Raw genomic sequence first — 7,205 nt, forward strand, 5'->3', positions numbered from 1 at the left:
CTTTCTCCCCCCCCTGCGCGTGCTCGTGTTTTGTGTTGCCCGCGCCGCGCGTCGGCCTCTGTCTGTGCTCCCCCCGGGGGCCACGCCCCACGTCACCCCCCCCCCCGGGGGGGGCAACGCCACGAAGGGGTTCAGCGCAAGGAAAAAGCGAAGGCCCCCGGCGCAACGCGCCGGGGGCCTCGCGGAAGGAAAGGGGTCAGCCCCGGGAACCGCACTGCGGCCAGGCGCCGTAGCCACCGCGCGCGTCGCGGACCTTCTCGGCCACCGCGATCTGCTGCTCGCGCGACGCCTGGTGCGGGTAGGCCGCGTACTGGCTGCCGCCGTAGGCGTCCCAGGTCTGCTTGTCGAACTGGAGGCCGCCGTAGTAGCCGTTGCCGGTGTTGATGGCCCAGTTGCCGCCCGCCTCGCACTTGGCGATGGCGTCCCACCGGGAGGTGTCACCGATGGCGGGTGCCGCGGGCTTCTTGGTGCCGACGCGGGTGATCTTCGGCTTGGCCTGAGTGGTGACCTGCTCGGAGACCTGCTCGCGGGAGACTTCCTGGCCGTTCTTCTTGGTGACCTTGTAGGTCACCATCTTCTCGCCGGGGGTGCCCGGGTCCTCGACCTGGGTCTTGCCCTTCTCCAGCGTCGGGTCGTCGACCTTCTGCTCCGGCGGGTCGATGGTCTCCTTCTGGTTGACCATCGTGACGCCGGTGCGGCTGACGTGGACCTCGGCACCGTCGGTCAGCTTGACGTCGAGGCCGCCCTCGACCGCGTCGTCCGGGCCGAGCGGCATCTTCAGCTCGCCGAGGAGTTCCTTGGTGGTGACGGAGTTCGTGGTGAGCTTCTTCGGCTCGTTCGCGCCGTCGTAGAGCGTGATGTTCTTGAGGGTCTTGACCTGGACGGTGGCGCCTTCGAGAGGCAGCTCGCCGCTCTGCGGCATCGACGTCCAGGCGCCGGGCTTGACGACGTCGGTCATGCCGAGCTGGGTGAGCGCCTCGCCGAGGGTGGTCGCGCGGACCCAGGAGGAGCGCTCCGCGCCGTCCACGACCAGCTTGAGCTGGCGGCCACGCTCGAGCTTGATGACGCCGCCGTCGCCGACCGCGGCCTGCGGGGAGGGCGAGAGCGCGTCGTGCGCGCCGACCGACAGGCCCGCGTCCTCGAGCACCTCGCCGACGGTGCCGCCGAAGCTGTGCACGGTGCGCTGCTGGCCGTCGACGTCGACGGTGACGCTCTTGTTCGCCGCGAGCGCGGCGGCGCCGCCACCGGCGACGCTGAGCAGGACGCCGAGCACGGCGCCCTTGAGGAAACGCTTCTTCCAGGTGCGGGTGGCCTCGCGCAGACCGTCGTCGGTCTTGACCGCGGCCTTGCCCGCTTCCTTGCCGACCCGGTCCTCGGCCACCTCGTCCGGCAGGACGATGGGCGGGAGCATCGTGGTCTCGGCGTTGATGAGCTCGATCAGCTCGTCGACGTCCACGTCGATCTCGGACATGAGCGTGTCGGCGTCGGGGCCGAGCGCCGCGAGGATGTCCTGCTGGGTGATGCGCGGGTCGTCGGAGAAGTCGAGCTGCCCGTAGGCGGTGTCTTCCAGCTCACGGTCGAGTACGGCCGTCTTGCTACCAGTCACCGGGTCGTTCCCTTTCCCAAGACGTCGTATTGCTACGCCGTCCTTCGCCTCGGCGCGCCGAACCGGCGCACCTCTGAAGTCCGACACCCGCAGCCAGCGCCATCGTCACGGTTCCGAGTCGTACCAACCCCGGTTCCGCTTCCCCGACGTGCACTGACGTGACTGTGGGCGTAACAGTCGGCAACTGCTTACGCAGTTCCGACCGGCACGATCACGGGACAGTAACGGAGGTCGGCGGGTTGCGCAAACACCCCCCGGAGTGTCGTGACTTGCGTCACTCATCAGGTGGACGAATGTGACACCTCGAATGTCGCAGTCCGTTCAAGCCGATGTGACACTCGGGAGCCGGAAGACTCGTTCGGCGGTGGTCCGGACCGCGTCGGCGACCTCGTGCACCGCCTCGCCACGGAGCCCCGCGAGGTGCCGCACGGTGTAGGCGGTGCAGTACGGCTCGTTCGGCCGCCCACGGAACGGATGGGGGGTCAGGAACGGCGCGTCCGTCTCGGCGAGGTACTGCCCCGCCGGCACGATCCGCGCCGCCTCGTGCAGCCCGCGCGCGTTCCGGAAGGTCACGGTTCCCGCGAACGACAACACATATCCGGCGTCGGCACACCGGCGCGCGATGTGCTCGTCGCCGGAAAAACAGTGGAAGACGACGTCGTCCGGCGCGCCCTCCTCGTCCAGGATGCGCAGGACGTCCTCGTGCGCGTCGCGGTCGTGGATCATCAGCGGTTTGCCGATCCGCTTGGCTAGGTCGATGTGCCAGCGGAAGGCGTCCTGCTGCGCGTCGTGCGGGGAGTAGTCCCAGTAGTAGTCCAGCCCGGTCTCGCCGACGGCGACGACGCGGTCCTGCCGCGCCAGACGCTCCACTTCGGACTTCTCGGCCTCGCCGAACTCCTTGGTGCGCGTGGGATGGATCGCCACCGCGGCGAACACCCGTTTGTCCCATGTGGACGCTTCGGCGGCCCAGCGCGCGGCCGCGAGGTCGTCCGCGACGGTGACCACCCTGGACACGCCGGCGCGCTCGGCGCGGTCGACCATGGCCGAGACATCGGCCGCGGTGACCGCGCCGCACGCGTCGAGATGGGTGTGCGCGTCGACCACCGACACGGGCAGCCGGTCCGGGATCGGGGGCAGCTCGCGCTTGTCGTCACCCATGCGTACCTCTTACTTCTGGATCGGCGCCCATTCCGGCCCGGTCTCGCCGAGTTCCGGGTCGAGCTTGGCGAACAACGGCGTCGGCTTGGCCAGCGGCCTGCCGACCTCGATCGGGACGGACTCCCAGCGCGCCTGCTCGGCCGCGTAGTCGCCGGTGAGGATCGGGTTGATCCGGTCGGGGATGTCGAGGTCCTCGACCTCCTTCAGCTCCGGCTGGGCGGCCCAGACGCCGGTGCCGCCGAGCGCCTCGTGCACCTTCTGCGCGGAGTGCGGCAGGAACGGCGTCAGCAGCGTGTTGGCGTCGGAGACGACCTGCAGCGCGGTGTGCAGCACGGTGTCGCGCCGCGCCGGGTCGTCCTTGAGCTTCCACGGCTCCTGATCGGACAGGTACCGGTTCGCGGCGGTGACCACGCGCATGGCCTCGCTCGCCGCCTGCTTGAACCGCGACCGCTGCAGATGCCCGCCCGCGACGTCGAAAGCCTTGCGGGACAACGCCTTCAGCTCCTCGTCGGCGGCCGCGGGGGCCTCCGGCCGGGGAATCGCGCCGACGTTCTTGTGTGCCATCGAGATGGACCGGTTGACCAGGTTGCCCCACTCGTTGGCCAGCTCGAAGTTGGTGCGCCGGACGAACTCGTCCCAGGTGAAGTCGGTGTCCTGGGTCTCCGGGCCCGCCACCGCGATGAAGTACCGCAGCGTGTCCGGGCCGAACTCGCGCAGGAAGTCGTTGACGTAGATGACCGTGCCCCGCGAGGTCGAGAACTTCGAGCCGCTCATGGTGAGGAACTCGCTCGAGACGATCTCGTCGGGCAGGTGCAGCCTGCCGTACGGGCCGGGCTCGCCGCCGCGGTCGCCCTCGCCGTTGTGCCCGAACAGCAGCGCGGGCCAGATCTGGGCGTGGAAGGTGATGTTGTCCTTGCCCATGAAGTAGTACGACCGCGCGTCCGGGTTGTTCCACCACTCCTGCCACGCGTCCGGGTTCCCGGACCGGCGCGCCCATTCGACGCTGGCGGAGAAGTACCCGATCACCGCGTCGAACCAGACGTAGAACCGCTTCATCGGCTGGTCGCGCCAGCCGTCGAGGGGGATCTTCACGCCCCAGTCGAGGTCGCGGGTGATCGGCCGCGGGCGCATGTCGTCGATCAGGTTCTTGGTGAAGTTGAGGACGTTGGGCCGCCAGTCCGTCTTGGTGGACAGCCATTTCCCGAGCGATTCGGTGAACGCGGGGAGATCGAGGAAGTAGTGCTCGGTCTCGACGAACTTCGGCGTCTCGCCGTTGATCCGCGACTTCGGGTTGATCAGTTCGGAGGCGTCGAGCTGGTTGCCGCAGTTGTCGCACTGGTCGCCGCGGGCGCCGTCGTAGCCGCAGATCGGGCAGGTGCCCTCGACGTAGCGGTCCGGCAGGGTGCGGCCGGTGGACGGGCTGATCGCGCCGCGCGTCGTCTTCGGGACGACGTAGCCGTTGCGGTGCAGCGCGAGGAAGATCTGCTGCGTCACCTCGGCGTGGTTGCCGGTGGTGGTGCGGGTGAACAGGTCGTAGGTGAGGCCGAGGCCCTGGAGGTCGGTGCCGATCTGGCGGGTGTACTTGTCGGCCGTCTGCTGGGAGGTGAGCCCCTCCTTGTCGGCCTGGACGGTGATGGGCGTGCCGTGTTCGTCGGTCCCGGACACCATGAGCACCCGGTTGCCGGCCATTCGCTGGTAGCGGGAGAAGACGTCGGACGGGACGCCGAATCCGGACACGTGGCCGATGTGGCGGGGGCCGTTGGCGTAGGGCCAGGCCACCGCGGTCAACACAGGGGTGCTCATACCTGTTTAGCCTACGGATGCCCGCTGAGGCATGGTTACTGGCGTAGGAGAAGGAGGCCGGGTGTCCGCGACACGACTGCTGGTGCTCGGGGTCGTGCGCATGTACGGCAAGGCACACGGCTACCAGGTGCGACGCGAGCTGCTGTCGTGGCGGGCGGACAAGTGGGGCAACGTCCAGCCGGGCTCGATTTATCACGCGCTCAAGAAGATGACGGCCGAAGGACTGCTCGAACAGGTCGCCGAGGACGCGGGCGGTTCCGGCCCCGAGCGCGTCGCCTACCGGCTGACCGAGGACGGCGAAACCGAGTTCATGGTGCAGCTGACCGAGGCGCTCGCCAGCGACGAGGCGACCGGCTACAGCATGTCCGCGGCTGTGACACTCATGCCGACTCTGCCCCGCGACCGCGCGCTCGCCCTGCTGCGTCAGCAGCTGGCGAACATGGAAGCCCACCTCACCGCCACGCACTACGCTCGCGAACACGCCGTCGAGCTGGGCAAGCCGCCGCATGTCGGCGAGTTGTACCGGCTGTGGAGCGCGCACGCGGAAGCCAACGTGACGTGGATGCGCGGGCTGATCGCCCGTTTGGAGGCCGGCGAATACGTCATGGCGGGCGAGGGCGAACCGGCGTTCGGCGAGCCCGCCCGGTAATCAAGTTTGACCAGTGCGCGATACGTGAGGCAGACTGCGCCATTCGGGTAGTCAAATTTGACTAGTTGCGAAAGGGGTTCTCATGATCAAGGCACGCGGCCTCGAGCGGCGGTTCCGCCGCAAGGGCCGCAACGGCGGCGAAGTGCACGCCGTCAAGGGGGTCGACCTCGATGTCGAGGCCGGGGAGCTGGTCGGCTTCCTCGGCCCGAACGGGGCCGGGAAGACCACGACACTGCGCATGCTGACCACGCTGCTGAAGCCCAGCGCGGGCACCGCGACGGTCGGCGGCTGCGACCTGCTCACCGATCCGCTGGGGGTCCGCAGGAAGATCGGGTACGTGGCACAGGGCGGCGGGACCGCGCCCGAGGTGAAGGTCGCCGAGGAGATCGAGCTGCAGGGCAGGCTGTACGGCCTGAGCAAGGCGGACGCGCTCAGCCGCGGCGCCACGCTGGCCGGGCAGCTCGACCTCGCGGGGCTCGAACAACGGCTCACCAAGACACTGTCCGGCGGTCAGCGCCGCAGGCTGGACATCGCGCTCGGGCTCATCCACTCACCGGGGCTGGTCTTCCTCGACGAGCCGTCGACCGGGCTCGACCCGCAGAGCAGGGCGAACCTGTGGGAGCACATCCGGCGCCTTCGCGACGACCACGGCGTGACCGTCTTCCTCACCACGCACTACCTCGACGAGGCGGACGCCCTGTCGGACCGGCTGATCGTGATCGACGACGGCCGGATCGTCGCCGAGGGCACGCCGGATTCGCTCAAGGCGAGGGTGTCCGGCGACGGCGTCACGATCGAGGTCGACCCGGCGTCGGCGGCCGAAGCCGCGGAGATCGCCGGGAAGCTCACCGGGGCGCACGAGTTCGCCGTCACCGGCGGCACGATCCGCTTCCGGGTGCCGCGCGGGGACACCGCGATGCCGGAACTGTTGCGGGCACTGGATTCCCGCGGCATCACGATGGCCGCGATGCAGGTACACCGGCCGACGCTCGACGACGTCTTCCTGACGCTGACCGGCCGCAGCCTGCGTGACGCCGAGGAGGGCACCCAGCCCGCCGAGGCGGACAAGGAGGCGAGCCATGTTGCGTGACACCTGGCTGATCTTCCGCCGCGACATGCTCGCGGCACTGCGGAACCCGACCTGGGTGATGATCGGGATCATGCAGCCGCTGCTGTATTTGTTCCTGTTCGGGCCGCTCATGGTGGACGCGATCAAGGGGCCGGGGATCACCGAGACCGACGGCTGGATGATCCTGACCCCGGCGCTGATCGCGCAGCTGGCGCTGTTCGGCAGCTCGTTCGTCGGCTTCACGCTGCTGGCCGAGTTCCGCTCCGGCGTGGTCGAGCGGCTGCGGGTCACCCCGGTCAGCCGGGTGGCGCTGCTGCTGGGCAAGGTTCTGGCGAACGCGTTGCAGGCGGTGGTCCAGGCCGTGCTGATCATCCTCATCGCGTACCTGGTCTTCGATCTGAACGCGCCGTTCGGTGGTGTCCTGCTCAGCCTGCTGATCGTGTTCCTGCTGGCGATCACGCTCGCGTCGTGCTCGTACGCGCTGGCGTTGACGCTCAAGAGCGAGGAGACCTTCCCCGCGCTGCTCAACGCCGTGCTGATGCCGTTGCTGCTGCTGTCCGGGATCCTGCTGCCGATCGTGTCGGGCAAGGCACCGGACTGGCTGTACACGATCTCGCAGATCAACCCGTTCCGGCACGTGGTCGACGTCGAGCGGAACAGCTTCAAGGGCGACTTCACGATGGACGCGCTGTTCACCGGCAGCGTCGTCGTGGTGGTGATGGCCGTGCTCGCCGTGTGGTGGGGCGCCCGCACCTTCCAGCGCGAAAACGCCTGATCCCCGGGCCGGTGAGCTGAAGGGGACTTTCCTCGCACAAGACGCGCTGAATGGGACATTCGTCGCATGTGATGGGAGGAAAGTCCCCCTGAACCCCGCGCCCCCCCCCCACCCCGGCCCCGCGCAGTGGCGCAAAGTGACCGTG

Annotated in this window: 6 protein-coding genes; 3 read left to right on the forward strand and 3 right to left on the reverse strand. The window is 68.9% G+C overall.

What is annotated here, in order from left to right; genetic code table 11:
- Positions 1-196: 196 nt before the first annotated feature.
- The 3 genes from ACFWX1_RS05385 to metG all read right to left on the reverse strand — a co-directional run bounded on the left by ACFWX1_RS05385 (position 197) and on the right by metG (position 4,567).
- Positions 197-1,606, reverse strand: coding sequence for a transglycosylase family protein (locus tag ACFWX1_RS05385; protein ID WP_378384098.1), 1,410 nt, complete (start codon positions 1,604-1,606; stop codon positions 197-199).
- A 321-nt stretch (positions 1,607-1,927) separates the two neighbouring features.
- The gene (locus tag ACFWX1_RS05390; RefSeq protein ID WP_378384100.1) at positions 1,928-2,764 is read right to left on the reverse strand and encodes a TatD family hydrolase; all 837 of its coding nucleotides are present in this window, start codon (positions 2,762-2,764) and stop codon (positions 1,928-1,930) included.
- A gap of 9 nt (positions 2,765-2,773) precedes the next feature.
- Positions 2,774-4,567 (reverse strand): methionine--tRNA ligase, encoded by a 1,794-nt coding sequence (metG, locus tag ACFWX1_RS05395; RefSeq protein ID WP_378384102.1) that lies wholly within the window; start codon positions 4,565-4,567, stop codon positions 2,774-2,776.
- Positions 4,568-4,628: 61 nt separating this feature from the next.
- On the opposite strand from metG, the gene ACFWX1_RS05400 reads away from it, so the two are divergent.
- From ACFWX1_RS05400 to ACFWX1_RS05410, 3 genes are all read left to right on the forward strand, one after another.
- On the forward strand, positions 4,629-5,216 hold the full coding sequence (locus ACFWX1_RS05400) for a PadR family transcriptional regulator (protein WP_378384104.1): 588 nt from the start codon (positions 4,629-4,631) through the stop codon (positions 5,214-5,216).
- A gap of 82 nt (positions 5,217-5,298) precedes the next feature.
- Entirely contained in the window at positions 5,299-6,306 is a 1,008-nt protein-coding gene (locus tag ACFWX1_RS05405; protein ID WP_378384106.1) for an ATP-binding cassette domain-containing protein, read from the forward strand.
- Entirely contained in the window at positions 6,296-7,060 is a 765-nt protein-coding gene (locus tag ACFWX1_RS05410; protein WP_378384108.1) for an ABC transporter permease, read from the forward strand. The genes ACFWX1_RS05405 and ACFWX1_RS05410 overlap by 11 nt, the downstream gene beginning before the upstream one ends.
- Positions 7,061-7,205: the final 145 nt, after the last annotated feature.

Source organism: Amycolatopsis sp. NPDC059021, from assembly GCF_042739895.1.
Classification (GTDB): Bacteria; Actinomycetota; Actinomycetes; order Mycobacteriales; family Pseudonocardiaceae; genus Amycolatopsis.